We start from the raw sequence: 21,083 nt of genomic DNA on the forward strand, positions 1-21,083 counted from the left end.
GTTGCGGGGGCGAATCAACGCAGACCGATCACTTCGGCTGCACGACCGTGATCGTGGCCGGCACGGACTTGCCCACGCCGCGCAACTGCGGCCTGTACATGTCCTCGACCAGCGACGGCGGCACGGTGTAGGTGCCCGGCGTCACCGCGCGCACGAGGTAGAACACGCGCGCGGTCGAACCGGCGTCGAGCTTCACCGCGGCCACGTAGCGGTCGTCGCGATACTCCTCGTGCTGCACTTCGGCGGCACTGCCGCGATCGGTGATCTCGATGCCGTCGACCACCACGTCGGCCCACTGCTTCTCGTCGCCGAGGTTGAAGTTCTCGATTTCGAGACCCGCAGGCAGCAGGTCGGTGAGCAGCGCGTCGGGCATGGTCTGGTCGGCGGTGATGCTGACCGAGACGATCAGCGCCTCGCCTTCCGCGATCGGGCCCGGCTTCCACGGCTTGCCGTCGGTGGTGTACCACTTGCGCTCGATGCCGATGTCGCTCTTGTCCTCCGCCGGCGCCGTGCGCGGCACGCCGGCGACTTCGAGGCTGGCGTACAGCGGCGAAGCGCTGCCGGCCGCGGGCTCGAAGCGGAAGCCGCGCGAGAGCGTGGTGAAGTCGACGCGGCGGCTCTGCATCCGGCGCGCGTCCACGGCATCCGCGGCATCGCCCAGCTTCCAGGTGCCCGACACGGTCTTCTTCTGGTCCGCCAGCAGCGCGCGGCCGACCCGCGCCAGCGCCACCTGCTCCTGCGTGCTCAGCCAGAACCAGTGGTAGCCGCGGCGCACGTCGAGCGCCTTGCCGAGGTCCAGCACCTTCGCGTCGTACTCCGGCTTCGACAGGCCGCGTTCGTGGGTGAGCGCGAGCATCAGTGCAGCGTCGCGGATGTCGCTGCTGTAGTCGCCGAGGTAGCCGTAGCGGTTCTTCGAGGTGTCGAAATCGAAGCCCGCCTGCAATGCCTTGGCACCGCGGGTACGGTCGCCCTGCAGCGACAGCGCGAGGCCGAGGTGCACCAGCGACAGCCCGTTCATCGCCTTGCCGCGATCGTTGTCGTACAGCGCGCGCAGCGTGCCGAGCGGGGCGCGGTTCACGCGCGCCAGCACGTAGCCGGCATGCGCCTGGTAGGCGAACTTCAGGTGCTCGCGATGCTCCTTGCCGTAGAACTCGTTGCCGCCGGCCAGCAGGTCCTCGCTCAGGCGCTGCAGCGACTTCTGCAGCATGGCGTCCGGCACCGCGAAACCCGCCTCGCGCGCATCCAGCAGGAACTCGACGATGTACGGCGTCAGCGCCGGATTGACGTAGCTGTCGTCGCCCCACATCGAGAAGTGGCCGTTCGACACCTGCATCGCGGCCAGCCGGCCGAACGCGCCTTCCATCCGCGCCTTGCGGGTCGCGGCGTCGAGGCCCTTGGCGTCGAGCATCTTTGCGGTGTCGGCGTCCATCACCAGCGCGGCGTAGCCCTTGCTGGTGGTCTGCTCGGCGCAGCCGTAGGGGTAGTCGAGCACGCCCTGCAACGCACTGGCGAAAGGAATCGGCGGCAGCGCGCTCACCGTCATCTGCGCATTCACCGAGCCCGGCATCAGGCCTTCGGCCATGTCGGCGCCCATCGCGATCGGCACGCCTTCCGCCATCGTCACCGAACGCGCGCGCAGCACGCTGGGCCACGCCGGACGCACCGGCATGTCGAAGCGGCGGTCGACCCTGAAGCCGTTGCCGTCGACGCGCACGCGGATCTTCGCGGTGGTGTAGCCCTCGCCCGCCGACAGCGGGAAGGTCAGCGTGGTCTTGCCGCCCGCACCGAGCTTCGCCGTGCGCGCGCCTTCGCCGATGGTCAACGGCCCGATGCCGTCGACCTGCACCGCGAAGCTGCCGGGCTTGCCGGTGAAGTTGGTGAGGTCGAGCGTGACGTTGCTGCGGTCGCCCGGCGCCAGCACGCGCGGATAGCTCGCTTCGGCGACGATCGGCGCCTGCACGATGATCTCGCTGTCGGCGTTGCCGTAGCGCTGGGCGGAGTACGCGAGCGCCGAGACGCGCAGCGTGCCGTTGAAATCGGGCACCTTGAGCGGGATCCGCGCGATGCCCTTCGCGTCCAGCTTCACCGGACCGGAGAACAGGTCGACCGTCTGCACCTTCGAGGTGGGACGCCGCGCCTGCGCCAGCGGCTGCAGCGCCATGTCGCCGCCGAAACGGATCTTGCCGATCTCGCCGTCGAGGCTTTCGATCACGCGACCGTAGATGTCGTAGGCGTCCACGCCCAGGCGACGCTGCGCGAAGAACTGCTTGTTGGCGTCGGGTACCGGGAAGCGGGTGATGTTGAGGATGCCCACGTCCACCGCGGACACGGTGACGAACGCTTCCTGCCCGGCCAGCTTCGGCACCGCGACGGTGGTGGTCAGCGTCTGCTCGGGGCGCATCTGCTTCGGCAGCGACAACCCGACCTCGACGCGACGGTCGGTGCGATCCATCGGCACGAAGGCCACGCCCACGGCGCGCGCCGGGGTGATCTTGTTCGACGCAGTGCCGCCGCGGAACACCAGCGCGGTGACGTAGACATCGTGGCGTTCCCAGTCCTTCGTCACCGGGATCTCGAACGTGCTGCCGCGCTTGACGTCGATTTCCTGCACGTACAGCAGATGGTCGGTCTCGACCATCAGCAGGCCCTTGCCCTCGTGCGGCGGCGTCAGCGTCGCCTTCAGCGTGTCGCCGGCGTGGTACGCGGTCTTGTCGAGCGCGACCTTGACCTTGTCGGGGCGTGCGTCGAGGCCGCGGTTCTCGTCGTCCCAGCTCCAGCCGGCGTTGAACGGATAGCGCGTGGTCAGGCCGGTCACCGGATCGAGCACGTCGATGCGGTATCCGCCCCACTCCACCGGGAACGCCAGGCGCACCGGCGTCACGCCGGCGTCGATCGTGCGGGTCTCGACGTTCTCGAAGCGCGAGGTGAAGTCGAAATCCCAGCCCTCGTCGTCATCGTAGTTCCAGTGGTAGTCGCGATGCTCGCGCACCAGCGTCACCTTCAGGCCCTTCGCCGGGCGCGGCTTGCCGTCGGCGCCCACGCGCAGGAACTGGAAGCCGGCGTCGGTGTCGCTGTCGGCACCGTCCTTGTCGTCGAACAGCGGGCGCACGCCGACGATGGCATCCGCCGGCCACATCACGCGCTTGAGCGAGCGATCGACGCTGCGTCCGCCGGTCTCGAACAGGCTGCCGGACACGATCGCGGCGATCGGCGACTGCGGCTTGGCTTCGTCGGGCAGCGCGATGTCCTCGCTCAGCTGGCCCTTGTCGTCCAGCGTGGTGTCGACGACGTCCTTCGCGTCCTTGGGCAGGCTCATCGTCGGGTCGCCGAAGAAATAGCCGGGCAGGTTCTCGATCGGATGCTGTTCGACCGCCACCGCCAGCTTCGCGGTGAAACGGTTGCCCGCGGCCGGCGCACCGTAGAGATACGCGCCGGTCGCTTTCAGCGTCAGCGGCTGGCCGGGTTTGAGCGTGGCCGTCGCGGTGTCGAGGTCGAGCTTCATGCGCTCGGGCAGGAATTCCTCGATGCGCAGGGTCATGCCCTGCACCGCCTCGGCGCTGGCCGGATCGGTGCGGAATTCGACCTGCCAGCGGCCGGTCGGCGCTTCCTGCGGGATGAGTTTCTCGAAGCGGTAGTAACCCTGCGCGCCGGCCTCGATGCGGCTCTCGACGAAGGGCTTGCCGTTGGGCTGCTTCAGGCGCACGAACAGCGGCTGCGCCTTGTTGCCCTTCATCGGCACCGGCTTGCCGTCGTTGTCGCGCAGCAGCGCGGAGATGCGGACGATTTCACCCGGGCGGTACAGATCGCGGCCCGACCACGCGAACACGTCGAACCACGCGGATTCGCGGCCGCTGACGGCGAATTCGGACAGGTCCAGCGCCGGCTGGTTGAACGGCAGCATCGACACGTCCTTGCCGCGGCGCGCGACCAGCACCTGGGTGGCGTCGAGCTTGTAGTTCAGCAGCACGTTGCCGTTGCGGTCGGTCTGGCCCTTGAGCGAGGTCTCGCCGGAGGCGTTCAGCACCTGCAGGTCGACACCGGAAATGCCCGAACCGTCCTGCAGCGAGGCCGTGTGCACGAACAGCTTGTCCTTGTAGGCACGGACGTGCAGGCCGATGTCGCTGACGGTGAAGAACGTGGTTTCGTACTGCTCGCCGAACTGGCCGGTGCGCTTCATCACCGCGAAGTACAGGCCCGGCTCCTGCAGTTCCTCGATGTCCTGGATCGGCAGGTAGGTGACCATGCGCTCGTTGCGCTTGCCGCCAAGCACGAACCGGTTGGTGTAGACCGGCTCGGCCAGCTTCTCCAGCGGCGTCTTGTCGTCGTACTCGCTGTCCAGTTCCCAGCCGCTGCGGCGGCCGCCGCGCTGGTATTCGTGGAAGAACTGCGGCAGCGACTTCTCGCGGACGCGGAGGAATTCGACGTCGACCTCCGGCACGTTCACCGACACGACCGGCAGGCCGCGGCTCTCGCGCGCCGGCAGCACGCTGCCCTGCGAGGCGAAGCCGACCGCGGGTTTCAGTTCGCCGGTGTAGACCTTCAGCTCGGCGTCGCGGCCGAGCGTGGTGCCATCGGCGGCGGCCAGCTTGCCCGAGATTTTCAGGACGTAGTCGGTGTTCACCGCCACGTACGGGTAACGCAGGATCTTGCCGCTGTCGTCGAGCTTCCAGCCGCTCTTCTCGGTCGGCGGATGGTCGAACGCGATCAACTGGTCGAAGTTCTGGGTGCCCACCACCGGCCGCGAGAACTCCAGCGCCACCGACAGCGTGTCGCCGTCCTGATCCGGGTACGCCCGGAGGACGGCGAAAGTCTTCGTCTCTTCATGCTTGGCCTGGATGGCCTCGCCGCTCACTTCGGGCAACTGCCCCTTGGCCTTGTCGCCGCAGCCCGGCAGGGCCACCAGCAGCACCGCCAACCCCGCTCCCGCCACCCACTTCCCCACCAGACCGCGAACCCGACCCACCAACCCGAACCGCGACGAGCGACACATATGGCCTCCTGGATGTTGGGCGGAGTATAGAGAGCTTTTAGAGTAACGGATCACTTTTTCTGAACATTTTTTTGACTTTTTTTTAACTTTAACGGAAGCCAACCGGACCTGCGGAAACCGTGGCCGCTCCGACAGGGTGGTATCGCCGTAAGGCTTTGATTTCGTGATCGTCTCCACCGCTTGTCGGAAGGGGGCATGGGGCCCGGATTCCGTCTCGCCCGGAGACATGACACGCGCGGATACTGGCCGGGCGAGGCCTTCTCGCACCATGCCTCCGCCTCCCGCCTGCGGTTTCGGCCGGCGGCTTCCGGACGGACGCATGGACAAGGAACCGGCGCGCCGGACCCACGGCGCGTCCATCGCCCGGGACACCGGGCCCGCCACCATGGAGTGTTGAATCATGATGATGCTTCCACGCCGCCGGGCGATGCTCGCTTCGGCGGTTGCCCTGAGCCTCTGCGCCCCCGCGGCCATGGCCGCCACCCGCACCGACCTCCATGCACTCGACGCCCGCGATGTCGTGCAGCGCAACGCCGCCCTCGCCAAGGCCGCCGCCACTGACACCGTCCACAGCCGCCACGAACGCGCGCTCGGCCTCGACGCCGATTCGCGGCTCGTCCTGCTCGACCGCAAGTCGACGCTCGGCGTGCGCAACCACCGCTACCAGCAGACCTTCCGTGGCATTCCCGTGTTCGGCGAAGGCATCGTCGTCAGCGAGGACACCTCTGGCAACGTGCGCACGCTGTTCGGCCAGAAGCTCGACGATCTCGCCGCGCAGATCCCCGCCGGCAAGCCGCGCCTGGCTGCGACGCGTGCGCTGTCGATCGCGAAGAGCGCCGGCCTGGGCAATCGCGTCGGCTTCATGCGCACCCGCGACGAAGCTTCGCCGCTGATGATCTACGTCGACGACGCCGGCCGCGCACGCAAGGCCTACGTCGTGAGCTACTTCGCCGACAGCGCCCGCGGCGGCTCGCCGATGCGCCCGACCGTGATCGTCGATGCAGAGAACGGCCGCGTGCTGAAGCAGTGGAACGCGCTCGAAACCGCGCTCATCGGCACCGGCCCCGGCGGCAACGCCAAGATCGGCCAGTACGAATACGGCACGAACTACGGCTACCTGGACGTCGCGCAGTCGGGCACGACCTGCACGATGAACAACGCCAACGTGAAGACGGTGAACCTCAATGGCGGCACGACCGGCAGCACGGCGTTCGCCTATACCTGCCCGCGCAGCACCGTGAAGGTGATCAACGGCGCCTACTCGCCGCTCAACGACGCGCATTACTTCGGCAGCGTCGTCTACAACATGTACAACGCCTACATCGGCAAGCCGCCGTTGACGTTCCAGCTGACGATGCGCGTGCACTACAGCACGAACTACGAGAACGCGTTCTGGGACGGCTCGTCGATGACCTTCGGCGACGGCGCCAGCACGTTCTATCCGCTGGTCAGCTTGGACGTGTCGTCGCACGAGGTCTCGCACGGTTTCACCTCGCAGAACTCGAACCTGACCTACTCCGGTCAGTCGGGCGGCATCAACGAGGCGTACTCCGACATCGCCGGCGAAGCCGCCGAGTACTACATGCGCGGCAGCAACGACTTCAAGGTCGGTTACGACATCTTCAAGGGCAGCGGCGCGCTGCGCTACATGTACAACCCGCCGCTGGACGGCCGATCGATCGACAACACCGCGAGCTACTACGACGGACTGGACGTGCACTACAGCTCGGGCGTGTACAACAAGGCGTTCTACCTGCTGGCGACGAAGCCGGGCTGGAACACGCAGAAGGCGTTCCAGGCGTTCGCGCGCGCGAACGATCTCTACTGGACCGCGAGCACGAACTTCAACCAGGGCGTGTGCGGCGTGCAGACCGCGGCCAGCGATTACGGCTACAGCGTCGGCGATGTGACTGCGGCGTTCAGCGCCGTCGGCGCTGCGTGCCCGCAGGCGGCCTCGGGCCCCGACATCATCGCCATCGCCAAGCTGGGTGCGTCCGGCAAGACCGAAGTGCATGCGTTGAACGGTGCGGCCGGCTACCAGAACTTCTCGGTCCACATCGCCACCGCGCTGCACCAGACCGGCAACGACGCGGCATGGGCCTTCGCGCTGGGCGACTACAACAAGGACGGCGTGCAGGATCTCTACGTCGTCAAGAAGCAGGGCGGCTCGAACACGACCGAAGTCCACGTGCTGAACGGCGCGAACGGCTACCAGAGCTTCCTGGTCAACACCACGACCGCACTGCACGTCACCGGGACCGACACGACCTGGATGTTCGATCTCGGCGACTACAACCGCGACGGTACCCCGGACCTGTACGCGATCAACCGTGTCGGCGCGTCCGGCAAGACCGAAGTGCATGTGCTCAACGGCGTCGGCAACTTCCAGACCTTCCTGGGCCATCACGCCTCGGTGCTCGGCCAGACCGGCAGCGACGGCAGTTGGGTGTTCAAGGTCGGCGACTACAACAAGGACGGCTATCCCGACGTCTACGGCATCTTCCGCCTCGGCGGATCGGGCACCACCGAAGTGCACGTGCTGAACGGCGCCAACGGTTACCAGAACTTCCTTCTGCAGACCGCCACCGCACTCGGCCAGACCGCCAGCAACGGCGCATGGAGCTTCGCGCTGGGCGACTACAACCGCGACGGCACGATCGATCTGTTCGCGATCAGCAAACTGGGCGCCTCGAACACCACCGAAGCGCACGTGCTGAACGGTGCCGCCGGATTCCAGAACTTCTCGCTGCACACCGCAACGGCGCTGAGCCAGACTGGCAAGGACTACGCCTGGGAGTTCCTCGTCAAGCCCTGACGTCGCCGGAAACGCGACAGGCCGCCTCTCGGCGGCCTGTCGTGCGTGCGTCGTGCCGCTTCGGCACGTGTGCCGGGATCAGACACCAGCCTCCGGGGCCGGCGCATCGCCTTCGGGCGATGGCACGACCGGAACCTCGGCCGCGTCGTCTTCGTCCAGCGACGCATCCAGACGCTCCAGCGCCTGCAGCGTTTCACCTTCGGCCAACCGCATCAGCGTCACGCCCTGCGTGTTGCGACCGACCTGCGAGATCTCGGCCGCGCGCGTGCGCACCAGCGTGCCGCCGTCGGAGATCAGCAGGACCTCGTGATGGTCGCTGAGCTGGATCGCACCGACCAGCAGGCCGTTGCGCTCGCTGGTCTTCATCGCGATCACGCCCTTGGTGCCGCGACCCTTGCGCGGGAAATCCTCCACCGACGTGCGCTTGCCGTAGCCGCGCTCGCTGGCGGTGAGGATGTCGCCGTCGCCATCGACCACGACCAGGCTCACCACTTCCGAACCACTCTCGACCACCGCTTCCGCGGCATCGCCGTCGTTGTCCGGTGCGCCGGCATCGTCGGCCTCGGCATCGCCGGGCGCCACGAGGCGCATGCCGCGCACGCCGGTCGCGGTGCGGCCCATCGGGCGCACCAGCGATTCGGAGAAGCGCGCGACGCGGCCGTTCGACGCGAACAGCATGATGTCGCGCTCGCCGTCGGTCAGCGCGGCACCGACCAGCGCGTCGCCGTCGTCGAGGTTGATCGCGATCTTGCCGCGCGCCAGCCGGAACGCGAATTCGGTCAGCGGCGTCTTCTTCACCGTGCCATTGCGGGTGGCGAAGAACACGTAGTGCTTCTCGTCGTACTCGCGCACCGGGACCACGGCCTGGATCTGTTCGCCCGGTTCCAGCGCCAGCCAGTTCACGATCGGCCGGCCGCGCGCGTTCGGGCCCGCGTCCGGCAACTGGTGCACCGGCAACCAGAACACGCGGCCGCTGCTGGTGAAGGTGAGCAGCGTGTCATGCGTGTTGACCAGCCACAGCTGGTCGATGAAATCCTCGTCCTTCGTCGCGGCCGCGTTGCGCCCCTTGCCGCCGCGCTTCTGCGAGCGGTAGGTCGTCACCGGCTGGCGTTTGGCGTAGCCGGCGTGCGACAGCGTGACCACCACGTCTTCCGGCGCGATCAGATCGAGGATGTCGAGGTCTTCCTCGCTGGCGCGGATCTCGCTGCGGCGGTCGTCGCCGTAGTCGCGCTTCACTTCCAGCAGTTCGTCGCGGATCACTTCGCGCAGGCGATCGGGACTTTCGAGGATCTCGATCAGGCCGCGGATGGCCTCCAGCAGTTCGCGGTATTCCTCGGTCAGCTTCTCCTGCTCCAGGCCGGTCAGGCGGTGCAGGCGCATCTCGAGGATTTCCTTGGCCTGGATCTCGGTCAGGCGATAGCTGCCGTCGACCAGGCCCACACCGGCGGGCAGGTCGTCCGGACGCGACGCATCGCTGCCGGCGGCCGACAACAGGCTCGCCACCAGGCCCGGTGCCCACGTGCGCGCGAGCATGCGCTCGCGGGCCTCGTTCGGGTTCGCGGACGACTTGATCAGCTCGATCATCTCGTCGATGTTGGCCAGCGCGACGGTCAGGCCTTCGAGGATGTGGGCGCGGGCGCGGGCCTTGCGCAGTTCGAAGATCGTGCGGCGCGTGACCACTTCGCGGCGGTGGCGCACGAACGCTTCGAGGATCTGCTTGAGGTTCAGCAACTGCGGGCGGCCGTCGACCAGCGCCACCATGTTGATGCCGAACACCGATTCCATCGGCGTCTGCGCGTAGAGGTTGTTGAGCACGACCTCGGCCGACTCGCCGCGTTTGACCTCGATGTAGATGCGCATGCCGTCCTTGTCGGACTCGTCGCGCAGCTCGCTGATGCCTTCGAGCTTCTTTTCCTTCACCAGCTCGGCGATCTTCTCGATCAGCCGCGCCTTGTTGACCATGTACGGGATTTCGGTGACGACGATCGCCTCGCGGCCGTTGTCGGCCACTTCGACGTCGGCACGGGCACGCATGCGCACGCGGCCACGACCGGTGCGATACGCCAGGTGGATGCCGCCCACGCCGTTGATGATGCCCGCGGTCGGGAAATCCGGGCCGGGGATGTGCTGCATCAGGCCGTCGATGTCGATCTCGGGCTCGTCCAGCAGCGCGACGGTGGCGTTGATCACTTCCGACAGGTTGTGCGGCGGGATGTTGGTCGCCATGCCGACCGCGATCCCGGCGGAGCCGTTGATGAGCAGGTTGGGCACACGGGTCGGCAGGACCGTCGGCTCCAGTTCCTTCTCGTCGTAGTTCGGCTGGAAATCGACGGTGTCCTTGTCGATGTCGGCCATCAGCTCGTGGCTGAGCTTCGACATGCGCGCTTCGGTGTAGCGCATCGCCGCGGCGTTGTCGCCGTCGATCGAACCGAAGTTGCCCTGCCCGTCCACCAGCATGTAGCGCAGCGAGAACGGCTGCGCCATGCGCACCAGCGTGTCGTACACCGCGCTGTCGCCGTGCGGGTGGTACTTACCGATCACGTCACCGACGATGCGCGCCGACTTGTAGTAGGGCTTGTTGCTGTGCGCGCCGAGTTCGTTCATCGCGTGAAGCACGCGGCGGTGCACCGGCTTGAGGCCGTCGCGCACGTCCGGGAGCGCGCGGCCCACGATCACGCTCATGGCGTAATCGAGATAGCTGCGGCGCATCTCGTCTTCGAGATTGACGGGGATGATTTCCTTGGCGGGCTCGGTCATTCAGACGTCTTCGGCTGGTTGGCGGCGAGGCGTCGCTGCCGGACGATCGCGACCCGCTGCGCCCCGGCTGTCGGGGTCGCGGCGCATCGCGTCGGCGGACGGCGCGCGAGGCCTCGCGCGAAAGCGGAATTGTATCACGGAGCGACGCCCTGCGCGGGCGTTTTTCCATTCCCGAACAGGGACTTGCGCGCGCCCGGGGGCCGCCTCGCAGGGCGGCCGATCAGCTGCCGAAGAAGGTCTGCATCGAGACCCGGTTCGGGCGCTCGATCGCGCCGCGCTCGGTGACGATGGCGTCGATCAGCTCGGAGGGCGTGACGTCGAACACCGGGTTCCAGGCGCTGATGCCGTCGGCCACGGTGCGCACGCCGCCGACGCCGAACAACTCGCCCGGATCGCGCTCCTCGATCTCGATCTTGCTGCCGCTGGCGGTCGCCATGTCGACCGTCGACGACGGCGCGACGACCATGAATTTCACGCCGTGGTAGCGGGCGGCGATGGCGAGCTGGTAGGTGCCGATCTTGTTCGCGGTGTCGCCATTGGCGCAGATGCGGTCGGCGCCGACGACCACCCACTGCACCTGCCCGGTCTTCATCAGGTGCGAGGCGGCGGCGTCGGCGATCAGGGTGGCGTCGATGCCGTCCTGCTGCAGCTCCCACACCGTCAGGCGCGCGCCCTGCAGCCATGGCCGGGTTTCGCCGGCGAAGACGCGCTCGATGCGCCCCTGGGCGACACCGGCGCGGATCACGCCCAGCGCGGTGCCGAAGCCGGCGGTCGCCAGCGAACCGGTGTTGCAGTGAGTGAGAACGCCGCTGCCGCGGGCGATGAGCTGGGCGCCGAGGCCGCCCATCTTGCGGTTGGCAGCGAGATCCTCGCTGGCGATGGCCTGCGCCTCGCGGAACAGCGCCGAGCGCCAGTCGTCGCCACCCACCGTCAGCGAGCGGCGCATGCGCTGCAAGGCCCATGCGAGGTTGACCGCGGTCGGGCGCGCGGCGTTGAGCTGCTGCATCACCGGTTCCAGCCGGGTCGCGGCCTCGGCAGCCGTGATCACGCCGGGGTCGGCAGCATCGAGTTCGCGGGCGGCGAGCACCACGCCCCAGGCCGCGGCGATGCCGATCGCCGGCGCGCCGCGGACGATCAGCGAATGGATAGCAATGGCGACCGCCGCGCTGCTGCGGCAGGCCGTGTATTCGACGACGAACGGCAGCTTGCGCTGGTCGAGCAGTTCGAGGGCGTCGCCCGTCCACCGGATGGGACGGATTCGGTCGTAGCGACCGTAGTCGATGGCTTTTGTCATCCAGTCATTTTAACGGTGCCGAATGCACGAAGACCCGATCGATGACCGGGTCTTCGGATAGATGGAACAGAATTCCGGATTCAAGGCGTCACTTGGCCCGGCTCGTCAGCGGCGTTTTCCTGGCGCTGACGCAGGCGCGGATGGTCGCGCGGTGCTTCGGCCGGTGCGGATTCGACCGGTCGCGGCGCCTGCGCAGCCGCACCGCCCGGCGGTTCCACCCGTGCAACTTCGACGGGCCGTGCCGGCTGCGCCTCACGGATCGGCATGCGCGGCGCAGGTTGCTCGGGGCGCGGCCGTTCGATCTCGCGCTGCGGAGCTTCGTTGACGGCGGGACGTTCGGAACGGCGTTCTTCCTGCGCCACCTGCCCTGGCTGGCCGATGCCCACGCCCGGCGGAAGCGGACGCGACTGCGGCGCGGGGTTCACGAACACGCCCGGCGGCGGGCCCGGGGGCGGCGGCGGCTGCCAACCACCGTTGCCGCGACCATTGCGCTCCACGACGAATTCACCGCGGCAACCGCCGGTCACCCATACGCCGTTGCCGCTGCGGCCCCAGGTCCGGCCTTCGATGCACGGAGTGTCCGACAACTGACGCAGCAGGCGGATCTCACCACGTCGGCCGGAACCCAGACTGCAGGTATGGCTGTGCTTGTCGCGGGACTCGCAGCGGACGAGATCGTTGCCACCGTGGTTGCCGTAGCCGCCATTGCCGTAGTAACCGCCGTTGCCGTAATTGCCGTAGCCGCTCTGGAACAGCGCGCGGCAACCGCCGCTGACCCAGACGCCGCGCGAATCGCTGCCCCAGGTCCGGCCGCGCACGCAGGGCGTGTTCGACAACTGGCGGACGAAACGCGCGTTGCCGTAACTGTTGCAGCGCGTGGTGCGGCTGTCGCGCGATTCGCAGCGGAACAGGCCGTCGTTGCTGCCGTATCCGTCATCGTCGCCGTAGTAGCCGCCGCCGTTATAACCGCTGTCGTAATAGCTGCCGTTGCCGTAACCGGAGACATCGAATTCGCCGCGGCAACCACCCGTCACCCACAGGCCTTGATAGTCGGTGCCCCAGGTGCGGCCGCGGATGCAGGCGCTGTCGGAAAGCTGCCGCACCAGTTGCGCATCGCCGCCGGAGGTGCCGCAGCGGGTCATGCGACCGTCGCGGGATTCACAGCGCACCACGTTGCCGTAGCTGTTGCCGTTGTAACCGTAGTTGCTCCACTGCGCCTGCGCCGGCAGGGCGCCCAGCCCGGCGAGCAGCACGGAGGAGACCAGAACGAAAGCATTGCGCATGGCGTCATCCCCTTGATGAGTGGCCCCACTGTAACTTTGCCGCATGAATGGGCGGTCAATTTTTCCGGGAAGTTCCACGCGGAAACGCCGAATGTTCAGGTAAACGGTTTCACGAGCGGAAGAAGTCGAACGCGACCGCGTCGGCGATCCGGTCCGTGCCGAGCAGCGCCATCAGCAGGCGCTCGATGCCCAGCGCGACGCCCGCGCAATCGGGTAGTCCGGAGGCCATTGCCGCGAGCAGCCGTTCGTCCACCGGCGGGCAGACTGCGCCGCGTTCGCGGCGGACCGCCCGGTCGCGTTCGAAGCGGACCCGTTGCTCGGCGGCATCGGTGAGTTCGTGATACCCGTTCGCAAGTTCGAGCGGCCCGAGGTACAGCTCGAAGCGCTCGGCGACCGGCGGATCGCCGCCCTCGCCCACCCGCAGTTTCGCCAGCGCGCACTGCGACGCCGGCCAGTCGAGCACGACCAGCAACGCGTCGGCGGCGAACGTCGGCTGCAGACGATGCGTCATCAGCAGGTCGAGCCAATCGTCGCGGGTCAAGCCTTCCGGATCGATGCGCACGTCGCCGAGTGCGGCCTGCAACTCGTGCTCCGTCGCGAAGAACGGGTCGAGCCCGAGCCGGTCGCGGTACAGATCGCGGAACGTGGTGATCGTCGCCGCGGCATCGCGGCCGACCAGCGCCAGCGCCGCGCGCACCAGCGCCACGGTCTCGTCGACCAGGCGCAGGTGGTCCCAGCCGACGCGGTACCACTCCAGCATCGTGAATTCGGGATTGTGGCGGCCGCCCGCCTCGCCGTCGCGGAACACGCGGCCGAGTTCGTAGCAGTCGCCGATGCCCGCGGCAAGCAATCGCTTGAGCGGGAATTCCGGCGAGGTCCGCAGCCAGCGCGTGCGCGACCCGCCTTCGGTGCGTCCGGAGAATTCGAGCGAGAAGGAGGCGATGTTGACGTCGGTGTTGCCCGCGGCGGACAGCACCGGCGTCTCCACTTCCAGCACCCCGCGCTCGGCGAAGAACGCGCGGATCGTCGCGTACAGCCGTGCGCGCAGGCGCAGGGCCTCGAGGCCAGCGCTCGGCCGCCAGTCGTTCATGCCGCGCCGTGTTCGGCGAGGAAGGCAAGCAGCCGCGCTTCGTCCCAGATCTCGATGCCCAGTTCCTGCGCCTTGGCGAGCTTGCTGCCAGCGGCTTCGCCGGCGACGACAAGATGCGTCTTCTTCGAGACGCTGCCGGCGATCTTGGCGCCGAGCGCTTCGAGCTTCGCGCCGGCCTCGTCGCGCGACATCGCGGACAGGCCGCCGGTGAGCACGACGGTCTTGCCTTCGAGCGGGCCGGCCGGCGCGTCGTCCGATTCCGGCACGCGTGCCAGCAGCGTCGCCAGCGCCTCGCATGCCCGCGCGAGCAACTGCGCGTGCACCGGATCCTCGCGCCATGCGACCAGCGACTGCGCGGTCTCGGCCGGCAGGCCCGCGGTCACGAAAGCATGCTCGGGTGCATCGCGCACCGCCGAGATATCCGTGAACGCGGTGGCGAGCTGATCGGCGCGGATGCGGGTGATCTTGGGGATTTCGAGGTCGACGAGCAGCGTCGCCGGCGTCAGTTCGGGCCGCAACTTCGGCGACGGCGCATGCGTGTCGGCGATGCGCACGCCGCGCTCGAGCAGCGCGTCGATCACCTGCTGGTTGCCGGGCTGGTCGAAGAAATGGCCGAGCGCACGCGCGACTTCGCCGCCTATGTCGGGCACGCGCTTGAACAGCGGCCACGGCAGATGGCGGATCAATTCTAGGTCGCCGAACCAGAGCGCCAGCGCCTTCGCGGTGCTTTCGCCGACGTGCTCGATGCCGAGGGCGAACAGGAAGCGTTCGAGCGTGGTCGTGCGGCTGTGGTCGATGGCCTCGATCAGGTTCTCGGCCCACTTGGTGGCAACCTTGCCGGCCTTCACCGTCTCCGGCGTGGTGCCGTCGCGTTCGTCCACCTCGCGCTTCATGCGCAGCAGGTCGTCGAGCGTGAGCCGGTACAGGTCGGCGACCGACTGCACGAAGCCGAGATCGCACAGATCCTCGACGTAGCGATCGCCCAGGCCTTCGATGTCCATCGCACGACGCGAGGCGAAGTGGCGGATCGCTTCCTTGCGCTGCGCGGCGCAGGTGAGTTCGCCCGAACAGCGCCACACCGCCTCGCCTTCCTCGCGGACGATCTCGGAGCCGCAGACCGGGCAGGCGTCGGGCATCTGCCACGGCTGCGCATCGGGCTTGCGGTGTTCGGGCACGACGCGGACGATCTCGGGGATCACGTCGCCGGCGCGACGCACGATCACGGTGTCGCCGATACGCACGTCGAGACGCGCGATCTGGTCGGCGTTGTGCAGGGTCGCGTTGGTCACGACGACGCCGGCGACCTGCACCGGCTTCAGCCGCGCGACCGGCGTGGCGGCGCCGGTACGGCCGATCTGGATCTCGATCGCCTCCAGCTCGGTCGACTGCTCCTGCGCCGGGAACTTGTGCGCGATCGCCCAGCGCGGCGCGCGCGAGACGAAGCCCATCTCGCGCTGCCCGGCGTAGTCGTCGAGCTTGTAGACCACACCGTCGATGTCGAACGGCAGGCGGTCGCGCTTCTCGCCCATGCGGCGGTAGTAGCCGAGCAGGCCTTCGGTACCGGTGACGACGTCGCTTTCGGCGCTGACGGGGAACCCCCATTCGCGCAGGCGCTGCAGCGTCGCCGAATGCGTCGCGGGCAACTGCACGCCTTCGACCACGCCCACGGCGTAGGCGTAGAACGCGAGCGGCCGCTGCGCGGTGATGCGCGGGTCCAACTGGCGCAACGAACCGGCGGCGCCGTTGCGCGGATTGGCCAGCACCTTGCCGCCCTCCTTCAGCGCCTTCTCGTTGTAGGCACGGAATGCGGCCAGCGGCATGTAGACCTCGCCGCGCACTTCCAGCACGTCAGGCGCGTCGTCGCCGCGCAGGTGCAGCGGGACGGCCTTCACCGTGCGCAGGTTGGCGGTGACGTCCTCGCCGGTGCTGCCATCGCCACGGGTGGCGCCGCGCACGAACGCGCCGCGCTCGTAGCGCAGGCTGATCGCGAGGCCGTCGAGCTTCGGTTCGACCGAGAACACGGGATGCTCGCGATCGAGGCGTTCCTCGATGCGACGCACGAAGTCGGCGACTTCCTCATCGGTGAACGCATTGCCGAGCGACAGCATCTGGATTTCGTGCCGCACTTCCGCGAACGCCGACGACGGCGCGTTGCCAACGCGCTGCGTCGGCGAGGTGGCGTCGGCGCATTCCGGATGCGCGGCTTCCAGCGCCTGCAGCTCGCGCATCAGCCGGTCGTACTCGGCGTCGGGAATCGACGGATCGTCGAGCACGTAGTAGCGGTGGTTCGCGTCCTCGATGCGGCGGCGGAGGTCGGCGATGCGGTGGGCGGCGTCGGTCATCGTGCGCTCTCGTGGTCCGGGCGGCGGGCGGAACCGGAGGATCGTCTCATGCCGCCGTCGCAGGCGACGCGACGGTGCGGCGAAGCGGATTGGTAGAGCGGCCTTCGGGTCGCTGATCCACGGCAGCAGTTGTAGCGGCCGGGTGTTCAACAGCCGGATGGCTGGTCAGGCCGCTCTACCGAGAAGGAACTACCAGCGGGTGTTCTTCGAGATCGGCGGCGCTTCGTGCTGGCGATCGTAGGCGCGCAGCTCGTCGCGCAGGTGCGCGATGCGCTGGCGGCCAATCGCGTTGCGCGACTCGTCCAGCACCACGCCGTCCAGCAGCTCGGCCATGCGCTGCGCGGTCGGCAGCATCTTTTCCCAGGCGTCGAGCGCGGGGATCGGCGCCGGCAGCGTCAGGAAGAACGCGATCGCCGGCGTTTCCAGCGACTGGATCTCGGCCATCTCGAAACTGCCGGGCTTCTTGATGTTGGCGACGCTGAAGATCGGGCCGCCGTCGGCGCGACCATCAGCGAGGCGGTGGAACACGTTCATGTAGCCGTAGCTCAGGCCGGCCTTCTCGGCGGCGACCACGATGTCCGGCCCGCGCAGCACCTGGCCGGCGCGCGCGGCGACGTACAGGGTCACGATCTTGTCGAACTCCTCGCGGTCGCGCTTGCCGACCTCGGGGCCCGACGGCGGCGGCGCGGTCGGTTCCGGCGGCAGTTCGTCACGCAGCACCGGGCCGCCGAGATCGATCGACTGCGGCGGCGCGCCGGCGTCGAGCCGCGGCTCGCTGCGGCCGCCGCGCTCGTCGCGCACCTTGCGGCCCTGCCCCGGCTTGCGCGGGCGGCCGAACACGTAGATCGCGCCCATCAGCAGCAGACCGGCGACGACGATTCCAATTCGCAGCATCCAGATGTCGGACATCGGTGGGGACCTCGCGGAAGAACGTTAGGCGGCACCGGCCAGGCGCGCGGCTTCGGCCAGATCGACCGACACCAGGCGGCTGACGCCGGGCTCGCGCATGGTGACGCCGCTGAGCTGGTGCGCCGCCTCCATGGTGGATTTGTTGTGGGTGACGAACAGGAACTGCACCTGCTGGCTCATCTCGCTGACCATCGCCGTGAAGCGGCCGACGTTGGCCTCGTCCAGCGGCGCGTCCACCTCGTCGAGCAGGCAGAACGGCGCGGGATTGAGCCGGAAGATCGCGAACACCAGCGCGACCGCGGTCATCGCCTTCTCGCCGCCGGACAGCAGCGAGATGTTCGACACGCGCTTGCCGGGCGGGCGCGCCATGATCGCGACGCCGGTGTCGAGCAGGTCCTCGCCGGTGAGTTCGAGATACGCATGGCCTCCGCCGAACAGGCGCGGATACAGCTCCTGCACGCCGGCGTTGACGCGGTCGAAGGTGTCCTTGAAGCGGCCGCGGGTCTCGCGGTCGATCTTGCGGATCGCGTCTTCCAGCGTTTCCAGCGCGGTGGTGAGGTCGGCGTCCTGCGCGTCGAGGTATTCCTTGCGCTGCGCGGCCTCCGCGTGCTCCTGGATCGCGGCGAGGTTGACCGGCTCCAGCCGGCGCAGCTTCGCGTCGAAGTCGGTGACGATCTTCTCCCACGCGGAGGGATCGGCGTCCTCGGCCAGCGTGTTCAGCACGTCCTCGACCACGAAACCGGCGGACGTCACCGCCTCGGCGAGCTGGTCGGCCTTGAGCGACAGCGCCTGCTGGTCCAGCCGGCGCTGCGCGATCTTCTCGCGCTGGGCCAACGACTGCTCGTCGCGCTGGTGGCGGGTCTGCTCGAAGCCGCGCAGGTCGTTGTCGATGCCGTCGAGCGCGGCGCGCGCGGCGGCGAGGTTCTTCTCGGCGATGACGCGCTGCTCCAGCGCGACCTGGCGCTGCTGGTCGAGTTCGACCACCGGGGCGTCGCCTTCGGACAGCTGCGAGGCCAGTTCGGTGAGGCGGCTGTCGAGCTGCCCGCGCTGGCCGCCCATGCGATCCAGCGCCTGCGCCAGCGCGACGATCTGCGCGCGCTGCGATTCGAGATTCAGCGCCAGCGCGTGCGCGGCGTCGCGCGACTCGCGCGCGGCCTGGCGCGCGGCGTCGCGGGCGTCGGCAAGCGTGCGGCGCTCGGCTTCGAGCTGCTGGCGCGCGCCTTCGAGTTCGCCCATGCGCTCGACCGCTTCCTCCAGCCGCGAACGCGCGTCCTTCGCCTGCTGCGCGGCGGTGTCGATCGCCTCGATCAGCTGGCCGAGCTCGACGTCGATCTTGGCGATGCGGTTGCGCGCGCTGTCCAGCCGGCCCTGCTGGCTCTGCAACTGGCCGGCGAGTTCGGACACGTTGCGGTGCGCCATGTACAGCGTGCGCTGGGCGTCCTCGCGCTGCTGCTCGGCGGCGAGCATGCGGTCGCGGAACGACGCGATCGTCTGGTCGAGCGCGGCCTCGCGCTGCTGCAGGGTGTCGATGGCGGCACGCAGATCCTGGATCTCGCGCTCGCGCAGAAGCGCGCCCTGCTTGGCGGCGCCGGAGCGGCTGACGCGCACCCAACCCTCGCCGAGGCGTTCGCCGCTGCGGGTGATGACCGACTCGCCCTCGCCCAGCCGCGCCTGCAGCGCGCGCGCGTCGGCCAGCGTCTCGGCCACGTGCAGCTTCGCCAGCAGGCGACGGATCGCCAGCGGGCCTTCGACCTTCGCCGCCAGCGAGGTCGGCGCGAACGCGGCGTCGCCGTCCGCGGACGCGACCAGCGCGAGGCGACCTTCGCCGAGGTCCGACAGCGCTTCGACCAGCGTCTCCGGCGATTCGATCAGCACGCCTTCGATCAACTGGCCCAGCGCGCTTTCGACCGCGAATTCCCAGCCCGATTCCACGCGCAGCGCTTCGCCGACGCGGGTCGCCGAATCCAGCCCGCGCGCCTTCAGCCAGGTCATGGCGGCGCCCTGCTCCTGGCCCAGCGCGGCGTTCTGCAGCGCTTCGAGCGAGGACAGCCGGCCGCGCGCGGTCTGCGTCTGCTTGCGCACGTCGGCCAGTTCGGCCTGCGCGTTGCGCACCTGGTCCTGCAGGTCGACGACGGCCTGCTTGCGCGCGTCGAGGTCGAGATTGAGCCCGTCGAGCGCGGCCTTGCGCTCCTCGTGCTGCAGTTCGATGCCGGCGAACGCCTCGGCCAGCGCATCGAGATCCAGCGCGGTGCGTTCGCCGGTCAGCTGTTCGCGCCGGCGTTCGGCGTCCAGCGACTGGCGGTCGAGGTAGTCGACGCGGGTGCGTTCGACCTCGGCGGCGCGCGAGGCCTCGGCCTGGGCGCGGCTGAGCTGGTCCCAGCGCTGCTGCCAGTCGGCGAGCTTCGCCTCGGCGTCGTGCAGCGCCTGCTGGCGGTCGGCGTCGGCGTCCTTCAGCGCTTCGAGGCGCGGCTCGGCATCGTCGATGGCGGTGCGCAGGGTATCCAGCCGCTGCTGGTCGTGTTCGATGTGCAGGCCGATCTCCGACAGCGCCTGCTGCGCCTCGTCGCGGGCGCGCTGCAGGCGCTGCGACAGTTCCTTCTGGTGCGCAATCTGCTGCTCCAGCCGGGCCAGCGTGCCACTCACTTCGTAGCCTTCGGCCTGCGCCTTGCTCAGCGCCTCGGCGGCGGCCTCGCGGCTGGCGCGGCTTTCCTCGATGCGGCGCTCGGCCTCGCGCTGGTCGGCGATGATCTGCTGCAACCGCGTCTCTTCCTGCGACAGCTTCTCGCGCAGGCCGCGCAGGCGGTTGTCGAGCACGCGGAATTCCAGCGCCTTCCACTCCGCATCCTTGATCCGGCGATCGGCCTGGATGGCCTGGTACTGCTCGGCCTGGCGCGCCTGGCGGGCGAGGTGCTGGAGCTGCTTGCCGACTTCCTCGCGCAGGTCGTTGAGGCGGTCGAGGTTCTCGCGGGTGTGGCGGATGCGGGTCTCGGTCTCCTTGCGGCGCTCCTTGTACTTGGAGATGCCGGCGGCCTCTTCGAGGTAGACGCGCAGTTCCTCGGGCTTGGCTTCGATGACCTGCGAGATCATGCCCTGCTCGATGATCGAGTAGCTGCGCGGGCCCAGGCCGGTGCCGAGGAAGAGGTCGGTGATGTCGCGGCGGCGGCACTTGGTGCCGTTGAGGTAGTAGTTGCTCTGGCCGTCGCGGCTGACGGTGCGCTTGACCGAGATTTCGTTGAATGCGGCGTATTCGCCGGTGATGGTGTGGTCGGCGTTGTCGAAGATCAGCTCGACCGCGGCCTGCGACACCGGCTTGCGCGCCGAGCTGCCGGAGAAGATCACGTCCGTCAGCGAATCGCCGCGCAGGCGGCTGGCCGCGCTCTCGCCCATCACCCAGCGGATGGCGTCGATGATGTTCGACTTGCCGCAGCCGTTCGGCCCCACGACGCCCGTCATGTTGGTCGGCAGGTGCAGCGTGGTCGGGTCGACGAAGGACTTGAAGCCGGAAAGCTTGATCGTGGAAAGACGCATGCGCTGACGGAAACTCCACCGGCCCGACCGGACGGACCGGCGCTGGCGCAGCTAGGGATTCGGTTGAGGAACAAG

General features: G+C 68.6%; 9 protein-coding genes. 1 reads left to right on the forward strand and 8 read right to left on the reverse strand.

Annotated elements, in window-relative coordinates; genetic code table 11:
- Positions 1 to 28 precede the first annotated feature (28 nt).
- On the reverse strand, positions 29 to 4,990 hold the full coding sequence (locus tag ACT53Q_RS01170) for an alpha-2-macroglobulin family protein (RefSeq protein WP_476184831.1): 4,962 nt from the start codon (positions 4,988 to 4,990) through the stop codon (positions 29 to 31).
- A gap of 472 nt (positions 4,991 to 5,462) precedes the next feature.
- On the opposite strand from ACT53Q_RS01170, the gene ACT53Q_RS01175 reads away from it, so the two are divergent.
- The gene (locus tag ACT53Q_RS01175; RefSeq protein WP_476184832.1) at positions 5,463 to 7,805 is read left to right on the forward strand and encodes a M4 family metallopeptidase; all 2,343 of its coding nucleotides are present in this window, start codon (positions 5,463 to 5,465) and stop codon (positions 7,803 to 7,805) included.
- Positions 7,806 to 7,883: 78 nt separating this feature from the next.
- Here the strand turns inward: ACT53Q_RS01175 and gyrA are convergent, their stop codons facing one another.
- From gyrA to smc, 7 genes are all read right to left on the reverse strand, one after another.
- Positions 7,884 to 10,562 carry a DNA gyrase subunit A gene (gene gyrA / locus ACT53Q_RS01180; RefSeq protein WP_476184833.1) on the reverse strand — a complete coding sequence of 893 codons (2,679 nt, stop codon included), beginning with the start codon at positions 10,560 to 10,562 and terminating at the stop codon, positions 7,884 to 7,886.
- A gap of 220 nt (positions 10,563 to 10,782) precedes the next feature.
- Positions 10,783 to 11,856, reverse strand: a complete 1,074-nt coding sequence (mtnA, locus tag ACT53Q_RS01185; RefSeq protein ID WP_476184834.1) for an S-methyl-5-thioribose-1-phosphate isomerase — start codon at positions 11,854 to 11,856, stop codon at positions 10,783 to 10,785.
- An 80-nt stretch (positions 11,857 to 11,936) separates the two neighbouring features.
- Positions 11,937 to 13,139 carry a DUF3011 domain-containing protein gene (locus tag ACT53Q_RS01190; RefSeq protein WP_476184835.1) on the reverse strand — a complete coding sequence of 401 codons (1,203 nt, stop codon included), beginning with the start codon at positions 13,137 to 13,139 and terminating at the stop codon, positions 11,937 to 11,939.
- A 109-nt stretch (positions 13,140 to 13,248) separates the two neighbouring features.
- Positions 13,249 to 14,229 carry an EF-P lysine aminoacylase EpmA gene (gene epmA / locus ACT53Q_RS01195; protein WP_476184836.1) on the reverse strand — a complete coding sequence of 327 codons (981 nt, stop codon included), beginning with the start codon at positions 14,227 to 14,229 and terminating at the stop codon, positions 13,249 to 13,251.
- Positions 14,226 to 16,571: an NAD-dependent DNA ligase LigA gene (gene ligA / locus ACT53Q_RS01200; protein ID WP_476184837.1), complete on the reverse strand. Its 2,346-nt coding sequence runs from the start codon at positions 16,569 to 16,571 to the stop codon at positions 14,226 to 14,228. Before ligA ends, epmA begins: the two co-directional genes overlap by 4 nt.
- A gap of 189 nt (positions 16,572 to 16,760) precedes the next feature.
- Complete coding sequence (zipA, locus tag ACT53Q_RS01205; protein ID WP_476184838.1) at positions 16,761 to 17,480, reverse strand: cell division protein ZipA; 720 nt, start codon at positions 17,478 to 17,480, stop codon at positions 16,761 to 16,763.
- 24 nt (positions 17,481 to 17,504) lie between these two features.
- Positions 17,505 to 21,008: a chromosome segregation protein SMC gene (gene smc, locus ACT53Q_RS01210; RefSeq protein ID WP_476184839.1), complete on the reverse strand. Its 3,504-nt coding sequence runs from the start codon at positions 21,006 to 21,008 to the stop codon at positions 17,505 to 17,507.
- Positions 21,009 to 21,083 lie beyond the last annotated feature (75 nt).

The sequence above is a fragment of the Lysobacter sp. DMC97 genome, from assembly GCF_056313745.1.